Source organism: Ruegeria sp. HKCCD6647-2, from assembly GCF_057221075.1.
Map to the genome: position 1 here is coordinate 29239 of NZ_JBWVBD010000008.1, position 16853 is coordinate 46091.

The 16853-nt window shown below is 57.1% G+C and carries 16 protein-coding genes and 1 pseudogene; 1 reads left to right on the top strand and 16 read right to left on the bottom strand.

Annotation, left to right across the window (positions count from 1 at the left end):
* Positions 1 to 217: 217 nt before the first annotated feature.
* The 3 genes from AC2TDJ_RS18710 to AC2TDJ_RS18720 form a co-directional block, all read right to left on the bottom strand.
* Positions 218 to 1180: a radical SAM protein gene (locus tag AC2TDJ_RS18710; RefSeq protein WP_480844200.1), complete on the bottom strand. Its 963-nt coding sequence runs from the start codon at positions 1178 to 1180 to the stop codon at positions 218 to 220.
* A 589-nt stretch (positions 1181 to 1769) separates the two neighbouring features.
* Positions 1770 to 2240, bottom strand: coding sequence for a putative molybdenum carrier protein (locus AC2TDJ_RS18715; protein ID WP_480844201.1), 471 nt, complete (start codon positions 2238 to 2240; stop codon positions 1770 to 1772).
* 10 nt (positions 2241 to 2250) lie between these two features.
* Positions 2251 to 3942 (bottom strand): thiamine pyrophosphate-binding protein, encoded by a 1692-nt coding sequence (locus AC2TDJ_RS18720; protein WP_480844202.1) that lies wholly within the window; start codon positions 3940 to 3942, stop codon positions 2251 to 2253.
* A gap of 145 nt (positions 3943 to 4087) precedes the next feature.
* Between AC2TDJ_RS18720 and AC2TDJ_RS18725 the strand changes: the two are divergent.
* A pseudogene (locus tag AC2TDJ_RS18725) lies at positions 4088 to 4847 on the top strand (IS5 family transposase).
* A gap of 52 nt (positions 4848 to 4899) precedes the next feature.
* Here AC2TDJ_RS18725 and AC2TDJ_RS18730 read toward each other — a convergent pair.
* The 13 genes from AC2TDJ_RS18730 to AC2TDJ_RS18790 form a co-directional block, all read right to left on the bottom strand.
* Entirely contained in the window at positions 4900 to 5595 is a 696-nt protein-coding gene (locus tag AC2TDJ_RS18730) for an RraA family protein (protein ID WP_480844203.1), read from the bottom strand.
* Positions 5592 to 6287, bottom strand: coding sequence for an alpha/beta fold hydrolase (locus tag AC2TDJ_RS18735; RefSeq protein ID WP_480844204.1), 696 nt, complete (start codon positions 6285 to 6287; stop codon positions 5592 to 5594). Before AC2TDJ_RS18735 ends, AC2TDJ_RS18730 begins: the two co-directional genes overlap by 4 nt.
* Entirely contained in the window at positions 6284 to 7408 is a 1125-nt protein-coding gene (locus AC2TDJ_RS18740) for a cobalamin-independent methionine synthase II family protein (RefSeq protein WP_480844205.1), read from the bottom strand. The genes AC2TDJ_RS18735 and AC2TDJ_RS18740 overlap by 4 nt, the downstream gene beginning before the upstream one ends.
* A 10-nt stretch (positions 7409 to 7418) precedes the next feature.
* On the bottom strand, positions 7419 to 8021 hold the full coding sequence (locus AC2TDJ_RS18745; protein ID WP_480844206.1) for a class I SAM-dependent methyltransferase: 603 nt from the start codon (positions 8019 to 8021) through the stop codon (positions 7419 to 7421).
* A complete protein-coding gene (locus AC2TDJ_RS18750) occupies positions 8018 to 8977 on the bottom strand; it encodes a cupin domain-containing protein (protein WP_480844207.1) in 960 nt (319 codons plus the stop codon). Before AC2TDJ_RS18750 ends, AC2TDJ_RS18745 begins: the two co-directional genes overlap by 4 nt.
* A 151-nt stretch (positions 8978 to 9128) precedes the next feature.
* Complete coding sequence (locus AC2TDJ_RS18755; RefSeq protein WP_480844208.1) at positions 9129 to 10103, bottom strand: nuclear transport factor 2 family protein; 975 nt, start codon at positions 10101 to 10103, stop codon at positions 9129 to 9131.
* Complete coding sequence (locus AC2TDJ_RS18760) at positions 10100 to 11119, bottom strand: LacI family DNA-binding transcriptional regulator (protein ID WP_480844209.1); 1020 nt, start codon at positions 11117 to 11119, stop codon at positions 10100 to 10102. Before AC2TDJ_RS18760 ends, AC2TDJ_RS18755 begins: the two co-directional genes overlap by 4 nt.
* Complete coding sequence (locus tag AC2TDJ_RS18765; RefSeq protein WP_480844210.1) at positions 11119 to 11886, bottom strand: SDR family NAD(P)-dependent oxidoreductase; 768 nt, start codon at positions 11884 to 11886, stop codon at positions 11119 to 11121. Before AC2TDJ_RS18765 ends, AC2TDJ_RS18760 begins: the two co-directional genes overlap by 1 nt.
* A gap of 1 nt (position 11887) precedes the next feature.
* On the bottom strand, positions 11888 to 12940 hold the full coding sequence (locus AC2TDJ_RS18770; protein WP_480844211.1) for an ester cyclase: 1053 nt from the start codon (positions 12938 to 12940) through the stop codon (positions 11888 to 11890).
* Positions 12937 to 14268 (bottom strand): histidinol dehydrogenase, encoded by a 1332-nt coding sequence (gene hisD, locus AC2TDJ_RS18775; RefSeq protein ID WP_480844212.1) that lies wholly within the window; start codon positions 14266 to 14268, stop codon positions 12937 to 12939. The genes AC2TDJ_RS18770 and hisD overlap by 4 nt, the downstream gene beginning before the upstream one ends.
* An 11-nt stretch (positions 14269 to 14279) precedes the next feature.
* The gene (locus AC2TDJ_RS18780; protein ID WP_480844213.1) at positions 14280 to 14810 is read right to left on the bottom strand and encodes an ester cyclase; all 531 of its coding nucleotides are present in this window, start codon (positions 14808 to 14810) and stop codon (positions 14280 to 14282) included.
* Between the two features lie 131 nt (positions 14811 to 14941).
* Positions 14942 to 15964 (bottom strand): ester cyclase, encoded by a 1023-nt coding sequence (locus tag AC2TDJ_RS18785; RefSeq protein ID WP_480844214.1) that lies wholly within the window; start codon positions 15962 to 15964, stop codon positions 14942 to 14944.
* Positions 15965 to 15966: 2 nt separating this feature from the next.
* A complete protein-coding gene (locus AC2TDJ_RS18790; protein ID WP_480844215.1) occupies positions 15967 to 16848 on the bottom strand; it encodes a carbohydrate ABC transporter permease in 882 nt (293 codons plus the stop codon).
* Between the last annotated feature and the right edge of the window lie 5 nt (positions 16849 to 16853).

Below are 16853 nucleotides of genomic sequence, written 5' to 3' on the forward strand. Positions count from 1 at the left end.
GCGAAAAACCGTAGAATCCAGGCAGATTGACAGCCGCCGTTAGCAACCCCTCTTGTATTTGCAGCCGCAACGTCTTGAGCGTGGTTTGACTGTCCCTCGATGCGTTTTGGTTCGAGACAATCTTTCAGGCTTTGCGCAATTGTTCGCCGTTCTGGCACCTTGGCATGAAAAGCAATGCCGCAAACCGATTCACCCTGGAAGCCTTACTTGGTCACCCCTAATCCCACTTTGCGCGCGAAATAAGGATGTCAGCCACGCAGGAGCATGTGTCGCGTGTGCAGATTATCGGGTCTTCGGGCAATGTAATCTCCCGTCCGATTTCGCCTATACGGCCGCCCACACCACACACGGCGCGGTGTACGTAACCGTCGCCGGTTATCCGCAAGGATTCCAGTCCCGCCTCGCAGGTCCAGCCTTGCCAACGGTTCTCGGCCCTGAGAATGAAGGCATTGGCCCGAAGTTCCTCTCGGGTGCCGTCAGCGCCATGACGGGCCATGATGCCGCGTGGGTGCCGCAGCCGGCCGTTCGCCGCAGGTGGCCTGGACATCCTTTCCTGCATCTTGGCGATTTGAGTTTCACTGTAAGGATAGAGAGCGTGTCCAAAACCGACTCGCAATGGTTTCATAACGATCCCGATATGGGGAAAATCAGTGCCAAGTTTGCGGGCAACATCATAACTCTCGTCGAACCGCTCCGGCAGCATTGTGAGGTTGACTTGAACGTGAATGACTTCGGACAAGATCTCGATGACCCGGTGGACATGCGCAAATTCAGCTTCTTCGAGGTGAAAAGTCAGAATAAGAGAGTCCAGTTTATCCCGAATGGCCTGCCAGAAACGTTCGGTTCGGGACCCGTTTGATATCAGGCTAACCTTCATCTCGTGGGAGTGGGCTGCACCCAGGATGTCCTTGATTTTCGGGTGAAGAGTTGGCTCTCCCCCGGTCAACTGCAGCCAGACACGTCGCCCCAAGCCGATCTGATAGTGTTCTTGCAGGGCTTCAATCATACCGACAACGTCTTCAAGGCTTTGCCAGCCTTTGGTTCCGTCATGAAGTGCTGGTGGACAGTAGCTGCATGAGTAATTGCAACGGTTGCCAAGCATCCAGTCTACTAAAACAACTTTCTTGTGAATCTCATCCGCATGTTCGATCCATTCAAGAGGCCGCGGTTGCGCCGCCACTTTATGGTCATTTGCTATTTCAGTGTTGTCTGTCGACCGCATTATTAGCTACCTGCCTGATCCACCCTCCGCTGTTGAACGCTCGAAACTGCAGTCCGGGATTCCTGATCACCACAAATGGCAAAGATACTACGGGCACTTCAGTTTTCGGGGCCGGGACCACTCTGAGGACAGCTCACAGACGTCAGTTGAGAGCTGCAACCCAAGCACTTTAGGCCAAAACGGCGAACGGAACAACGTTCACCCGTAGGCGCTGTTCGTCGACCAGGAATTGTTCACGGGCAGGCTGGCCGAACTTTCTTCACTTTAACCTAAAGATCGCAATATCCGCACATCGGCTCCTACAACCTGCTGAGCAGCCTCATCCGACTGGTCCAAATTGATTGATGGTGCAACATCGTCCTCTAATCTATCGGGATGATGGTTTCCGGTGCTGGCGGGCGTTTACCCTAAGCACTGCATGGTTTCTTCGTGCGGTATTGTTTCAAGTTCTTTATTGGAAGCAGTCAGATACCTGTTGTCAGGATCATCACGCCTGACAAAAGCCGTTGTTAGCGCTTCGGCTGAGCTTAAGCCCCGCTTCAGCCAGCTACGTCGACCGTCCGTTCGGGGCAAAAGCCCTACTCAAAATGTCAAAAACCTTTGCGCCAATAAATGGCGCTTCTGACTCTCGCGGACCAGCGACATTGATTACTTCAGAAACATGCGAAGCCATCCAAGATCGGACCTGGCGGGCACAGAACTCTTCACCCTCTCTCACGTCTACGATCAAATGTGGTTTTCCAATCTCTTGGGCGTAATCGATTGTGAGATTTGTGCCGGGGCTGGGTGATCCGGCCAAAAAAACGAGCAATACGTCGCTATCCCGGACATTCAGTTTTGTTCTTTCGCTAACGTCCCGAGATCGCGTTTCGCGCAGCCCGTGAAATCGATCAGGGATGCAGCCAGCTTCATTTGTCCGGCCTTTCGGAACCCATCCGCCGTAAGAAATTCCGTTCGTCAGCGCAAACTCAAATGCCGCCAAGTCGACTCCGGTTTGCCCGCCAGTTAGTATTTTCACCAGGCAATTCCTAGCGACACCGGTTTGCGCGTCCGTTGTTGCGCGCCACCTGATTGCCCCACCTCAGAAGGTTTACGTTGCAATCATCTCGGTCGATCAGCACCTCAATCAAACACAGGCCATCATGCTTTTGTGCGCTTTCAATTGCCGCATCCAACTCTCCTTCTGTTGCGACTTTGCACCCCCACGCCTTGCCTTCTCCAGCGCTGAACACGTCAATCAGGCCAGCGTAATCCCAGTTCTTGATTGTGTTGTACGGGCCGTCGTGGATTTCCACTTCGATCGTGTAGCCGCCATTGTTGATCAGAAAGATGATCGGCTTTGCGTCATACCGGATCATGGTCGAGATTTCCTGAGCGGTTAACTGAAACGACCCGTCACCGATACAGGAGATCAACCGCCGCCCGCCACTACCCAGCGCGTAACCCAGCGAAGCACCGACTGACCAGCCGATAGAGCCATACTGCATCTGGATCTCGAACCGCGTGCCTTCGGGCAAGTCGATTTCCATGCCGTTGAACCAAGAATCGCCTGTTTCCACCAGCAGCGTGCTGTTCTGGTCCAGCATCCTCTGGATACGACTAAAAAGCTGCCGAACTGTTACCGGAGTTTCCTCGGGACCGGGGTCAGGCAGGCTCTTTTCAACTCTGACCCGTTCAAAAGCCGCGATTGCCCCGTTGTTGGGCGTAAGTTTGTCGGAAAGCGTGTCCAGAAACTCATCCATGCGTACATTGCTGAAATGGGTAGCCCCCAGCTGAACCGATGTCGGATGCACCAGGACCGATTTGTCGGGATCGAAACCCAGCTGATGACCAGTGGTAGTGTAGTCGGTAAAAACAGGGCCGACAAACAGCAAACCGTCGGCCGCGTCCACGATTTCTCCGCAGCCCGGCGTACTGACCGGCCCCCAGTAGATTCCCATAAAGTTCCTGTCCGCTTCAGACAGAAAGCTTTTGGCGTTGGGCATGGCGGCCTGCGCGTACGCGCTGGCTTTTGCCATGTCACGCAATGCACGTTCCGCCCCACCAGCACGCGTTTTGCTGCCTGCCACCAATACCGGGCGTTCTGCTGTATTCAAAAAAGCTGCAACCTGCTCTACCGCTGCAGCCAAAGTATTTGGGTCGCTGTTCGGCTGCCGGGCAAAGCTGCGCGGTATTGGCGCCGATGTGGGGGCGCCGGCAATATTCGAGGCGATTTCGATATAGACCGGTTTGCGGCGTAACATCGCGGTATCTATCGCCCTGTCAATTGCCACAGGCGCCAGGGACGGATGATGAATCATGACCGCTTCGGCGGTTACGCGCGCGAACATTTCGCGCTGATACCCATAGTCAACTTCGCCCAGCGTGTGGTGCAGATACTCCCATTCAGCCTCCGAATTGGTGTTTGGCCCGCCGGAAATTGCTATCAGTGGAAGGTCTTCGGCATAGGCACCCGCAACTGCATTCAGCAGGCTCAAACCCCCGACGGAAAACGTTACGACGGCCGCAGATGGCCCTCCGGTAGCCCGTGCATACCCGTCAGCAGCGTAACCGGCATTAAGCTCGTTACAACAACTGATCATTCGCATTTCCGGATTGCCGAGCAATTCGTCCAACAACACCAGATTATAGTCGCCCGGAACCACAAAATATTCTGCAATCCCCGCTTCCTGCAATCGCTTTGCCAAATAGGATCCCACGGTCCAGTTATCTGACGACATGCCTTTTCCCCACTACAAACCATCAAAGAATAACATTCTGGGCATCTTATTGGCGAAGGTCGGATTCGCAAAATCCGGCTAGGGTCAGGACCCATTGATTTCTGCTTGGCTGCATGCTTCACGGGGCGAAAACCGAGCGGTGAGTATGTCTGATCTTTTCTGGCTGACTGACGCGCAAATGGCGCGCCTGAGCCTTTCTTTCCGAAGTCCCACGGCAAGCCTCGCGTCGATGACCGCCGTGTTTTGAGCGGTATTATCTTCATCAATCGCAACGGCTTGCGATGGCGCGACGCGCCTGCTGCCTATGGGCCGCACAAGACGCTGTACAATCGCTGGAAGCGGTGGAGTGATAAGGGTATCTTCGCCCGGATGATGGCGGGTTTGGCCGCAGATCACGGCGAAGAGAAGACTGTTATGATCGACGCCACCTACCTGAAGGCCCACCGGACAGCGACCAGTTTGGGCGTCAAAAAAAGGGGCGCGCGGACGCCTGATTGGTCGGACCAAGAGGGCGGCATGAATACGAAACTGCACGCGATCTGCGACAGCCAGGGGCGCCCGCTCGGCCTCTTTGTGACCGCAGGACAAGTCAGCGATTACATCGGCGCCCGCGCGTTGATGAGCAGTTTGCCCAAGGTGGAGTGGCTGCTTGGAGATCGTGGCTACGACGCCGATTGGTTCAGAGAAGCATTGAAAGACAAAGGGATACGCGCCTGCATCCCTGGCCGGAAACAGCGGAAGAAAGCGGTGAAGTACGACAGGCGCCGTTACAAACGCCGCAACCGGATCGAGATCATGTTCGGCAGGTTGAAAGTCTGGCGGCGCGTGGCAACCCGATACGATAGATGCCCTGAGGTCCTCCTCTCTGCCATCGCTCTCCCTCACTCGTCATCTACTGGCTATGAGTCCTGACCCTAGGATTGGTTATTGAATGCCCAGAACAAGTGCAGAGCCCATTCAGACCCGAGCTTTCTCGAACGCCGCCCAGGCAGCTTGAAACGCTTCGAAATCAAAGCCTGACTGGCTTGCAGCGTCGAGAACAATGCGTTCTGTCGTCAACAATTTCTGGATCGCCGACTCCAATTGATCGACCACGTCATCGGGCACTACGAGCGCGCCGTGGCGGTCCGCGTGGATCAGTTCTCCGGGATGAACTGCAAGGCCAAATACCGAAACAGGTGTGTCGATCTCGCGCACATGGACGAAGCCGTGACTGGGCCCGACCGAGCCAGCGATGACCGGAAACCCCTCGGGCACATCGCCAAGGTCACGCATGACGCCGTTTGTCAGGGCACCGGACAGACCAAAACCCTTGTGTATTGTTGTGTTGATCTCGCCCCAATAGGCGCCAATGCATTCCGGATAATCCACATCCTCGATCACCGCGACCGACGGAGCGGGTGCTTCCGCCATGTATTTGTAATAGTCCATCCGCCGGGTCTTGATGATCTCCGGCGGCTCGGTCGGAGGATTAACCGCCGCGATCCTGGCGGTGCGGGCGTACCCAACTACCGCAGGTTCATTGGGAGCCGAGCATATCATGGTGCCGCGCGTGAACCTGTCGAACCCACGTTTGCCCTGCGCCACTTCGATGGCATTGCAGACCGTGGGCGTGTCGACCTTGCGCAGCAGGGATAGAAGAGACGGTGTCATGTGTCCTCCAGCCAGCGGATCAGAGCCGCCGTGGTTGCAGTCGGTTGTTCCAATGTGGGCAGGTGCCCTGCCCCTTCGATGATTTCAAGCGTGCTGTTGGGCAGCAAATCATGCATCAATTCGTGGCGCTCGACCGGGCACAATCCGTCTTCCCTTCCGCACAGGACCAAGGCTTTGCCGGAATAGTCCGACAGGGTCGCGCGTTGGTCGGGGCGATCCATCAACGCCTGTGATTGGCGCAGGAAAACGTCCGGTCCCAGGTCGGTTGCCATCGTCATGCAAAGATCCAGAATTGCCCCCTGACGGGGACCGTCGGCCAGATAGTTGGGCTTCATTTCATCTCGCATGACATTCCACAGACGCCCTTCGCGTACAGCGGCCATCTGCGGCGCGCGTCGAGCCTTCATTTCGGGCTTTTCCGCCAGCGGATTGGTGTCGAGCAGTGCCAACCGCGAAACGCGCTCCGAGGCTTGCCGCAACACTTCCATTGCCACGATGCCGCCCATTGACAGACCCGCCAGTGCGAAAACGGGTGGCGCATTGCCCAGGATATCCGCAGCCATGTCCTGCACACTTTTGTGCCGACATAGCGGAAAGGTCATCACGGGCATCCTGCCCGACAACACCTCGATCTGCGGGCCAAAGAGGCGGGCATCGCACATCATGCCCGGCAACAGGATCACGGGTTTCATGCCGAAGCCAGTTGGGCCCCTTCAGACAACGCCGCCAGTTTGGCATAGGCAATCTGAGGGTCGACCGCACCAAAGCCCGCAAAAGTGCCAAAACCGCAGTCGCTGCCCGCGATCACCCGGTCCGCGCCGACAATACCCGTGAAACGCTCGATCCGCTGGGCGACGAGCTCCGGGTGCTCGACAAAATTGGTGGTGGTGTCGACCACACCGGGAACCAGAACCTTGTCATCTGGTATCTCACCCTTGCGGTCCCGGAACACCGTCCACTCATGAGCGTGGCGCGGGTTCGAAGTTTCAAACAAGACATAGCGCGACTTGGTCGCCATCAGGGTATTGAAGACCTTATCCATCGCAATGTCGCAGCAATGTGGCCCTTCGTAATTGCCCCAGCATATATGCACCCGCACGCGATCTTGCGGGACGTTCTGAAGCGCGTGGTTCAGAGCCTCGACATGCATGTTGGCAATCTTTACGAACGCGTCGTCCGAAAGGTCGGTGAACAGCATGTGGCGCGACAAGGCCAGATCGGGGCAATCCAGTTGCAGATCCAGACCGGCGGCCACGATGGTTTCGTATTCCTCCTTCATCGCATCGGCCAGCGCGGCCAGGTAGGCCTCGCGCGTGGGGTAGAAATCGTTCTGCAGAAACAGCGAGATCACACCGGGTGACGCGGCATTCATGAAACCGCGCTCAGCCCCATGCCTGGCCATTGCGGCCTTGAGATTGGCAATGTCCTTTTCAAGTTCACCCTGTCCCTTCGAGCGCACCTCACCAGTACACATCGGACGCGCATATTGCGGTGTGCCACCGTCATCGGCCAGCCGCTCCAAAAAACTGGGGAACATTTTCAAATCTGCTGGCGCATTACGCGGGCTGTCACCGGAAAAGCCGGTATAGCGATCTTTGACATAAGTGGCATAAGATATCTTGGACGTCTCACCATCGCTGACGATATCGACGCCGGCCTCCACCTGCTTGCGCACGGTCTCAGAGACCGCATCGGTCATGCAGTCATCAAACGCAGCGGCATCGAACGTTTCTTCGTTTTCACGCGCAAAGATGAAATCGACAACATCCTGTGTTCGGGGCAAAGACCCAACATGGGTAGTTTTGACGGTCATCAGGGTCTCCTTAGATTTTTCGAGCCATCAGGACTGTATGGCTTTGGGTATCAGGATCTTCGGCCAGAAACCCGGTCAACCGCAGCCCGTTATTCTCCAAACACACCGCATAACCGGCAGGTGACAGCGAAGCGTGGTAGACCAACTCCGCTCCTACGGTTCCGCTCTCTTCGCCTGCGCGCGGGCCGACGGTCAGCATCAGCATTCCACCGGATCGCAAATGGCGCGCCATCCGGGCGATGCAGGCCTTCTGCTCGTCCGCCGTCAGATGGAAAAAACTGTTCCACGCGATGATGCCATCAAACTGCTGGGTCAGCTCGAAATCCCGCATATCCGCGTGTCGCCAATCACCTTCCGGCCAGCGGTCCCGGGCAATGGCCAGCATCGCCTCGGAAAAGTCGACACCGGTGACGTCAAAACCCTCGGCCATGAACCAACGCGCAATGGGATCACCCGCGCCGCAACCAAGATCCAAAACGTGGTCGCCGGGCTTGAGGCTGGCCGTGAAGCGCGCCAGCCAGCGCGCTTCGAACAGAGCTTTTGAGCGACGCTTGTCGTACTCTGTGGCTTGCCGTTCGTATACGGCATGGGTGTCTTTGGGGTCCGCGTTCATCCTGTCCAGGTTGCTCCGGCCGGGTCTTCGGTCGCCGTGATCCGGTACAGGCCTGCCTGTCCGGTCATCGACGGTTGAACGCTATAGGATTCACCGGGCATAACCAAAGCCGTATCGCCAGTGGACAGGGTAGTTTCATACCCGTCCACTGAAATACGCCAGTGACCGCTGGCAGGCATCAGAACCACCGGCTTTTCGGCGGCAACCGGTTCGTTTACGGATGAACCTCGGCCGAGGAAGTCGACTTCGAACCCCGGCCTGTCCTTGATCAGGGCGTTCTCACCAATCACCTGCGCGGGTTTACCGGACGACAACGCCATCAGATCCCAATACCGAGCGACGTATTTGCCAACGACATCCTCAACCGGAACCTCGGGGTAGTCTTTCAACTGCTCTTCCGTCAGCAGCGGCATCGGGCGCACATTGTGGGGCAGTTCCTGGCCTTTCTTACTGTCATAAAGAACCCCGTTGTCCCCCAGCATCAGACCATGCGCCTGCGCGTCTTCGATGACCTGAGGGGCCCATGTGACACCGCCGCCTGCATCATCACCGCCCAGGATCGACATGATCATGCCGTAGTCCTGGCCCACATTTTCGAAGCCGCGGAAGATGCCGGTAGGGATATTGAAGATGTCACCTTCCTCGGCAATGAATTCACCCGCAGTACCGTAACGGCCCCAAAAGAAGCGCCAACGGCCTTTGGCCACGAAGAAAACCTCGGCGGTCGTGTGGCTGTGCAGGGAGTTGCGGCATTTCGGCGGCTGACCCGCAGCGCCAATGTTGAAACCGATCTTGTCGGTGATGTGGACATGCTGGTCCGGAGACTCCGACACACCGCCACCAATAATCGTGAAGTTCTCTTTCTGGTCGCTGCCCGGTGTATGGGCATCGATGAAGGCGGTTTTGCAAGGTCGCAGTTCGCCATAACGGACAATGCGGCTTTGGATAGTACTCATATCTGTTTTCCTTCTGATTGGGGTTTGAATAGGTCAAACCCCAAGACCCGGCGGGCGGTTGTTCAGCCGTCGGGCGCGCAGGCTGGCGCGATGTGCGTGAAACCGCCTTGTCGCCTGCCCTGCATCCAGATCAGAGAACCTGTGCTGCATGCTACAGGTCGCCGGTTTGGAGCAGTATCTGTTTCCAGATCGACGTTTCGTCAAACAAGGTGTACTCGCGGCGCAATCCCCAGGGGCCGAATTCCGCATGACTGACGCCCAGCACCAGGACGTCGGCCCCGGTCGGAACACCGAAGACGCCCCAACCGTCGTGTTTGCCGTGCAGCGTCCAGCGGATCGCAGCACGCGGCGGCATCAAGGGATCGTCGCGACCGATCTGATGCTGAATCTTGAACTCGGCATTCGGGAACGACGCGCGCAGCCCCATCCAGAACCGGTCGACGGGTCCCCAACCGTGGCCGGTTGACCCGCCCGGATACTCTGACTGTATGGCACGATCATATTCGGCCTCGATCACCCCCATGTCGGCGCTCATGATACGGGAGAGGATGCCCGCATATTTCTGGCCCCACTCGTTGTCATTGCCTTTGCCCTTGTATGGGCCGGGCTGATCATTTGCGGGCGTAAAGGGCTGAACACAGGCTTCGGGTCCTCCTTCGCGCGCAATCAGGTCGCGGGCGTATTCCTTGGGGTCCCAACCCATCTGTTGCACGATTGCGCTCTGATCCCGGATCAGCCACTCATCGTTGATCTGGTTGTTGATGGCATGACAGTCGGCGAGGATGCGATAGACCAGCTTCTTCCCGGTTGCTTTGCCATAGACGCCGTCGCCCAGATGTGTCGCTGTGGACAACAGCCGGTGCGATGACAACATGCCTTCTTCGGGTGTCCCCGACCAGATCACGTCCTCGCCCAAAAGCGTGCGGTCCGGGAATTCGGCCAAAGTCGCCATTGTGGCGGCAATGACACCCTGATTGCCGACCACAACAGAAGCTGGCGAACGCACCACAATATCCGGCGAATAGTAGTGATGCAGCGTAGCAATGCCACGATCCTCCCAAATCTCCTTGGTGATCCCGATGATGTAATCGGGAAAATCTTTGAATTTGGGGTCGAATCCCTTCATGTTTTCCATCCTTCAGGTATGCGGGCCGAACCGCGAACGATCAGGGGCCCGTCAATCTCTAAACGGCGCGGACCAACGTCCGGGCCTTCGATTTTTCTAAGCAGAATATCCACGGTTTCGGCGACCATCCTGTTGGCCGGCTGCCGCACGGTTGTCAGATCATAAGTCGGCCACGAGGCGACCAAGACATCATCGTAGCCAATGACCGAAACGTCATCGGGTATGTTCAGGCCCAGCTCGAACCTGAGCGTATCCATGACCGCAATCGCCATATGATCATTGGCAACAAAGACGGCATCCGGCGGGTCAGAGGCAAACATCCGTCTTGTTGCGTCTTGTGCCTGTTCGGTAACAAAGTTCCCGACCTCGCGTGCGTGAAGCTCGACACCGGCTTCGCCCAATGCCGCCACAAAACCAGCCTCGCGATCACGCTGGGTTGATGCACCCTCCCACCCGGCGATGTAGCCGATTTTCTTGTGCCCTCCTGCCAGCAAGAATTCGGCCGCTTTGCGACCACCGGCTATATTGTCCGATGTCACGGCGGACATGGTCGGATCGTCCTGGGCGCGGTTGAACAGAACCATTGGAACACCGGCCGCACGGCACCGGGCCGACAAGTCCGATGACAAGGCTACAGATGCTGCGATGATACCATCCACCTGAAAATCGAGGATTTCTTCGACAACCTTGTCGATGTTTCCAGCCGATTGAGACGCCATGAAAATCAACACGTGATACCCACGTTCCTGCAGAGCATTTGTCAGCTTTTCCAAAGCTTCGGGATAGAACTGATTGTTCAGGTAGGCGACCACAAGGCCAATGATCCGGCTTTTGCCCGACACAACTGCGCGGGCCAGCACATTCGGGCGATAACCCAGCTCCTCGGCTGCTCGGCGTACCTTTTCGATGGTTTTCTTAGATGCCGAAGCCCCAGGCGTAAAGACACGGCTCACTGCGGACTGGCTGACCCCTGCCAATCGGGCAACGTCCAAAGATGTGATCTTATGCGCCGCCATCAGTCTGCTGTCCAACCCCCGTCGATCATCATTGCCGTACCTGTTACCAGTGCTGAGGCGTCCGAGGCCAGATAAACGACTGCTCCCATGATATCTTCAATCTCGCCCGGACGACCCAGTTTGATCTTGTCCAGAATCCAAGCGCGTTTGTCCGGGTCATCGAAAGTCGCTCGTGTAAGATCAGTCAGGATGAATGTCGGGCAAATCGTGTTGACCCGGATTCCGGAGGGTCCGAATTCCAGCGCCATCGCCTTGGTAAACCCTTCGACCGCGAACTTCGATGCACAATACACCGCGCGTTCACGTCCACCGACATGGCCCATTTGGCTGGAGACATTGATCAGAGAACCGGGCTGATTGGCCTCGAGCAAACCTTTGGCAACGGCTTGCGTCAGGAAATAGGCACCCCGGACATTGACGTCCATGACAGCGTCGAAGTCGCCAGGTACCGTATCGACCGCCTTGCTGTGACGCGCGAGCCCAGCAGAGTTCAACAGAATGTCGAATGGCCCGTTTTGCGCCACGGCCGTCGCGGTTGCCGCAACGTCGGAGATGTCCATCTCAAGCACATTTGCGGCCCATCCCTTGGACATCATTTGCGCCGAAATCTCGTGCAGCGCGCCTGCCCGACGCGCCGCCAATGTCACCTCAGCACCCTGTTCCGCAAGCGCCACGGCGCAAGCCGTGCCGATGCCTGAAGAGGCTCCGGCAACCAAAGCGCGTTTGCCTTTCAAACTGAAACTGGGGGTGCTGGGAAATTCGGGCATATCAGACCTCGCCGACCGGGAATGGGATGTCGCCCATCACGCGCGCCTTGTTGAACTCGCGCAGACGAGCAAAGACATCTACGCCCAGTTGCCGGTACGCGTCCAGCAAGTCCACCATCACCCAGTTCTCTCGGATCAGGCTGTTTTCCAGCCGCCAAAAATCCAGTGATTTCATAGTAATACGCTGGCCAGAAGGCGCAATGCCCATCCATCCGTCGTTGGTTACGGTCTGGATCATGTTGGGCCAACCGGTCACTGCTATGTATTCGGCATCGCCAAAGAAGTGGTAGGTGATGTCATCGACGTATTTTCCGCGGTCCGGCATGCCGTTCAGGAACGGAATCTGGTGCCAGTTGCGGAACCCCGCGATGCCACGCCCAGTACCTATCCCCGCAGGGCCGTACCAGTTCATGCGCGGGTGCCAGAATTTCTCCATTTCCATCACTTCCGGGCCGCCCCGGCTCGGGTGTTTCTTGAGATGTTCCAACATGTCGACGATGTGATCGCACGACGCCTGCGATTTGGTTTCGTCCCATGGTCCGGGCACAATACCGTCAAGGGTCGCGGGGCCTGGGATACAGAATTCCAACCCTAGTGATGGCGCCATCGGCCAGGCATTTGCCTGCATCATCACCTCGGGAATGTCCCAAAGCGTCTGAATTTCTACGACCTTGCCGTCCTCGATGCGGTAGAATTCGTGGAACCGCATATGAGTCAGATGCCCAGTCGGTGGTATGTCCAGCCAGGGCGCGACAAACGTGCCGATGTAATGCCCACCGCAACCAATCCAGTCGCCGCCATGCTCAGTCCTGCCGCCCATAACGATCCAGTCCCGGCGTTCAAGGTCGGGCAAGGCCTTAAGCAACGGCGCGTAGCATGCGTCGTAAAGTTCCTGCGGGCCGGTCAGATCTCCAAACGGATGCGGCATATGCACGACGGCGTCCGACGCAATCACTCCGTTCAAAGCCGCGCGAACGCGCACTTCGTCGAAGTCATACATCGCGGCCCTAAGCGGGGCGATCAATGCCTTGTTCGTGGAATGGATGTCCTTCATTCCGCCGCCTCTCGATACGGGGCGCCTTCGCCATAGGGAATGTTGATGCCGCCATAACGCCGGACACGGATATTGCACTGCTCGGCATGGCCGACAAATCCTTCGAGCATACACAGGCGCGAACCGTATTCGCCGATCATGGTCGCTGCCTCATCCGTAAGAACTTTCTGATAGCTGTGAGTTTTCAGGAACTTGCCGACCCAGAGTCCACCTGTGTAACGCCCGGCCTTTTTGGTCGGCAGGGTATGGTTTGTACCAATAACCTTGTCACCATTGGCCACATTGGTGCGTGGCCCGAGAAACAGCGCGCCATAACAGGACATGTTCTCAAGGAACCAATCGTCGCGGTCGGTCATGACCTGCACATGTTCCGACGCAATGTCATCAGCAACTTTCAGCATCTCGTCGTAGGAATCGCAGACGATGATCTCGCCGTATTCTTCCCAGCTAACCTTGGCCGTACCGGCGGTTGGAAGAACGCCCAGAATGCGGTCGATCTCGCCCAGAGTACTTTCGGCCAGCTTGCGTGAGTTGGTGACAAGAACACAGGGGCTGTTGTAGCCGTGCTCAGCTTGTCCAAGCAGATCTGTTGCACACAACTCAGCATCAGCGGCCGTTTCATCGGCAATCACCATCGTCTCGGTTGGTCCGGCAAAGAGGTCGATGCCGACACGACCAAACAACTGGCGCTTGGCTTCGGCCACAAAGGCATTTCCGGGCCCGACCAGCATGTGAACCGGCTCGATCGTTTCTGTGCCGATCGCCATCGCGCCGACGGCCTGAATGCCGCCCATAACATATATCTCATGCGCGCCGCCCAGATGCATGGCCGCGATCACCGCCGCGTTTGGTTTGCCCTGGAATGGCGGAGTGCAGGCGATGATACGAGGAACCCCTGCAACCTTGGCCGTCGCCACCGACATATGAGCCGAAGCAACCATCGGGAATTTACCACCCGGAACGTAACAGCCCACCGACTGCACCGGGATGTTCTTGTGGCCAAGGATCACACCAGGCAGCGTCTCAACCTCGATGTCCAGCATCGAGTCACGCTGAGCTTGAGCAAAGTTCATGACCTGCTCCTGCGCAAACTTAATATCCGCCAGTTCACGATCCGTCAGTGATGCAATCAGGTCGTCGATTTGCTGCTGGCTCAGGCGGAAGCTCTCTGGCGAGTAATTGTCGAATTTCTCCGACAGTTCGCGCACCGCAGCGTCACCACGTGTCTCAATATCTTTCAGTGTCGCCTCGACGACGGCGCGCGTCTTGGCATCGTCCTCGGCCCTGTCGGCCTCGGGCTTGCCGCGTTTGAGATATTCGATTGCCATTGTCCTAATCCTCAGTTGTCGGGCCGGGGCGGTGTTTTCTCACCCCGGTCAAATGCTTCCCAGCCTTCACCGTTGAACACGTCCACGCCCAGCTGCGCGGCGACGTGGGCGAAATCGACATTCACCCAGTTGTCGACGATCTTGCCGTCAACGACTTTCCAAAAGTCCATGTATCGGATTTCCACCCGTTTGCCGGTCGGTGCGATGCCCAGAAACTCGCCGGAATGGGTGGCTTCCTGCCGACCAAAAGCGGCTGCCCATTCGCCCATGTAGAGGCGCGCTTCATCGATACACGTCTTATCCGAAAACGCCGCCTGGAACGGGCGCTGCCAATTTTCCTGGAACTCCTTCAGGCCGGTCTTGGTTCCGCAACCCTGGTTGCCCATCCAGCGGAATCCCTGCGAGAAGAACTCTCCAATATCGTCAATGCGGTGATCGTTGAGCCCGTCAACCATCCCTTCGATTACGGCCCTCGTGTTTTCGGTTTTGCTCATGTCCGTGTCCTTGGTCAGCACGGCCTGTTCGGGGCGGGAGCCCTTCATGTGTCTTGTCCTTTTATTGATGCCTGAGAGATTTCGAAGCGGCAGACCGTGTTAGTCGTCCGTCAGATAATCTCTTGGCATCCGGTTGAGCGCCGGGTGACGCGCAATAAAGCTGTGTCTTGCGGCGGAACTCATGCCACTTCCTTCAAATTGCTCATGGCCGCGGCGCGGGCAAACACGTCCACGCCCAGTTGGCGATAAAGGTCGATTATATCGACCATGACCCAGCATTCCTGCACGAGCCCGTTTTCCACGCGCCAGAAATCCAGGCTGCACCGCGTAATACGCCGCCCTGTCGGGGCAAGCCCAAGAAACCCATCCCCGGAATGCGTGGCTGTGCCGGATGGCCAGCCCGTGAAGGCCACCAGGTTCCGGTCTCCGAAGAACACGCCCTTCTCAAGGTGGCGCATATTGTCCGACAACCCTGTACGGAACCCGCTGAAAACATTGTCGCGGATACCCGTATGACCGCGCGCTGTGCCCAATCCAGTGGGGCCATACCAATAGGCATAATCATTCCAGAACCCGCCAAGCCCGCGTCCCGGAAAACTGGCATCGCCCTGCTTCAGATCGTGCAGCATGTCCCATACCAACCGGACCGAAGCATCGGTCATTTCTGGATCATTTGGTGCCGTTACTATGCCTTGACCGTCTGCAGGACCGGGGCACATCCATTCCACACCCAGCTGTGGTGCCATGGGCCAGACCCCGGCCTGAAGCATCACCTGCGGAATGTCCCACAACCCTTCCATCTCGACAACTTGGCCGCCCTCAATGCGAAGGTACTCGTGATACCGCATGAACATTGGCTGACCGGTCGCAGGAATACCCAGCCATGGCGCGCACAATGTGCCGACGAAATTACCGCCCAGCCCAATCCAATCCCCGGCCTCCCCGCCGCCCCAACGGGGACCGGCCATGACGATAAAATCGCGGCGCTCGAGATCAGGCATGGCTGCGATCAGCGGATTGTAAACCCGGTTCCACAGGTCTTCAGGGCCTGCCACCCGGTTAAAGGGATAACCCAGGCGGATCCTCGCATCCGGGGCAAAGACCCGCTGAACTTCCTGTCGCATCCGATCAGGGTCGCCTGAACGGAATGCGGCACGAAGCGGTTCAACAAGCGCCTTGTTTTGATCGTGAACCGTGCTCATGATCAGCCCTTTACCGCTCCTGCTGTCAGGCCGCTGACGATCTGGCGCTGGAAGAACAGGATCAGGACGAACAGCGGGGCTGTCGCAGACACAACCGCAGCAACGGCGTACATGACCTTACCTTCCACCTGAGTGGTACCCATGAAGCTGTTGATGGCCGGAATGATAGTCTCATTCTCTTCACTCAAAAGCATCACGGCCACGGTAAAGTCGTTATAGGCCAACAAGAAACTGAAGAGACCTGTGGTGATCACACCGGGCCACATGACAGGAACAATCACGTGCCGGAAAGCCTGAAAGCGAGTGCAACCGTCGACCATTGCGCTCTCGTCCATGTCTTTTGGGATATTCTTGAAGAACGAGTGCAGCATCCACAGGGTAAACGGCTGGTTGATTGCGACAAGCACGATGATGGTAGTCGGCAGGATGCCCCAGACATTCCACTCAAAGAACCAAAGTAGGTAGCCTGAGACCAGCGTGATGTGTGGCATGGCGCGGAACACCAATGCGGCCATCAGAATCCAGAACGCATAGCGGAATCCGGACCGGGCCAGCGCGTATCCACCCAACGTTCCAAAGGTCAGCGAGATGACCACGGTAAAGAACACAACGATGCCGGTGTTCTTGAAGTTAAACCAGAAGTCTTCTTCGATCCACGCGCCGTAGTAGCCTGCGCCAGTAAAGGCGCTACCGGTTTGTTCGATGGTGTTTGTGCCGCGCAATGCGTTCATCCAGTCGGCCTTGGACAAGAAGTCGGCCTGCACCTTGAAGCTGCCCCAGAACGTCCAGAAGAACGGGAATGCCGCGATGATCAGCCAGAGCAACACAAAACCGTAAGAGAACAGTTTTAGCGGGGTCATGCGGGATTGTGCTTTGGTCGCCATGTCGT

Coding starts and splice junctions, on each gene's coding strand:
- AC2TDJ_RS18720 (WP_480844202.1), bottom strand. CDS start 3,942: ATGTCGTCAGATAACTGGACCGTGGGATCCTATTTGGCAAAGCGATTG.
- AC2TDJ_RS18730 (WP_480844203.1), bottom strand. CDS start 5,595: ATGACACCGTCTCTTCTATCCCTGCTGCGCAAGGTCGACACGCCCACG.
- AC2TDJ_RS18735 (WP_480844204.1), bottom strand. CDS start 6,287: ATGAAACCCGTGATCCTGTTGCCGGGCATGATGTGCGATGCCCGCCTC.
- AC2TDJ_RS18740 (WP_480844205.1), bottom strand. CDS start 7,408: ATGACCGTCAAAACTACCCATGTTGGGTCTTTGCCCCGAACACAGGAT.
- AC2TDJ_RS18745 (WP_480844206.1), bottom strand. CDS start 8,021: ATGAACGCGGACCCCAAAGACACCCATGCCGTATACGAACGGCAAGCC.
- AC2TDJ_RS18750 (WP_480844207.1), bottom strand. CDS start 8,977: ATGAGTACTATCCAAAGCCGCATTGTCCGTTATGGCGAACTGCGACCT.
- AC2TDJ_RS18755 (WP_480844208.1), bottom strand. CDS start 10,103: ATGAAGGGATTCGACCCCAAATTCAAAGATTTTCCCGATTACATCATC.
- AC2TDJ_RS18760 (WP_480844209.1), bottom strand. CDS start 11,119: ATGGCGGCGCATAAGATCACATCTTTGGACGTTGCCCGATTGGCAGGG.
- AC2TDJ_RS18765 (WP_480844210.1), bottom strand. CDS start 11,886: ATGCCCGAATTTCCCAGCACCCCCAGTTTCAGTTTGAAAGGCAAACGC.
- AC2TDJ_RS18770 (WP_480844211.1), bottom strand. CDS start 12,940: ATGAAGGACATCCATTCCACGAACAAGGCATTGATCGCCCCGCTTAGG.
- hisD (WP_480844212.1), bottom strand. CDS start 14,268: ATGGCAATCGAATATCTCAAACGCGGCAAGCCCGAGGCCGACAGGGCC.
- AC2TDJ_RS18780 (WP_480844213.1), bottom strand. CDS start 14,810: ATGAAGGGCTCCCGCCCCGAACAGGCCGTGCTGACCAAGGACACGGAC.
- AC2TDJ_RS18785 (WP_480844214.1), bottom strand. CDS start 15,964: ATGAGCACGGTTCACGATCAAAACAAGGCGCTTGTTGAACCGCTTCGT.
- AC2TDJ_RS18790 (WP_480844215.1), bottom strand. CDS start 16,848: ATGGCGACCAAAGCACAATCCCGCATGACCCCGCTAAAACTGTTCTCT.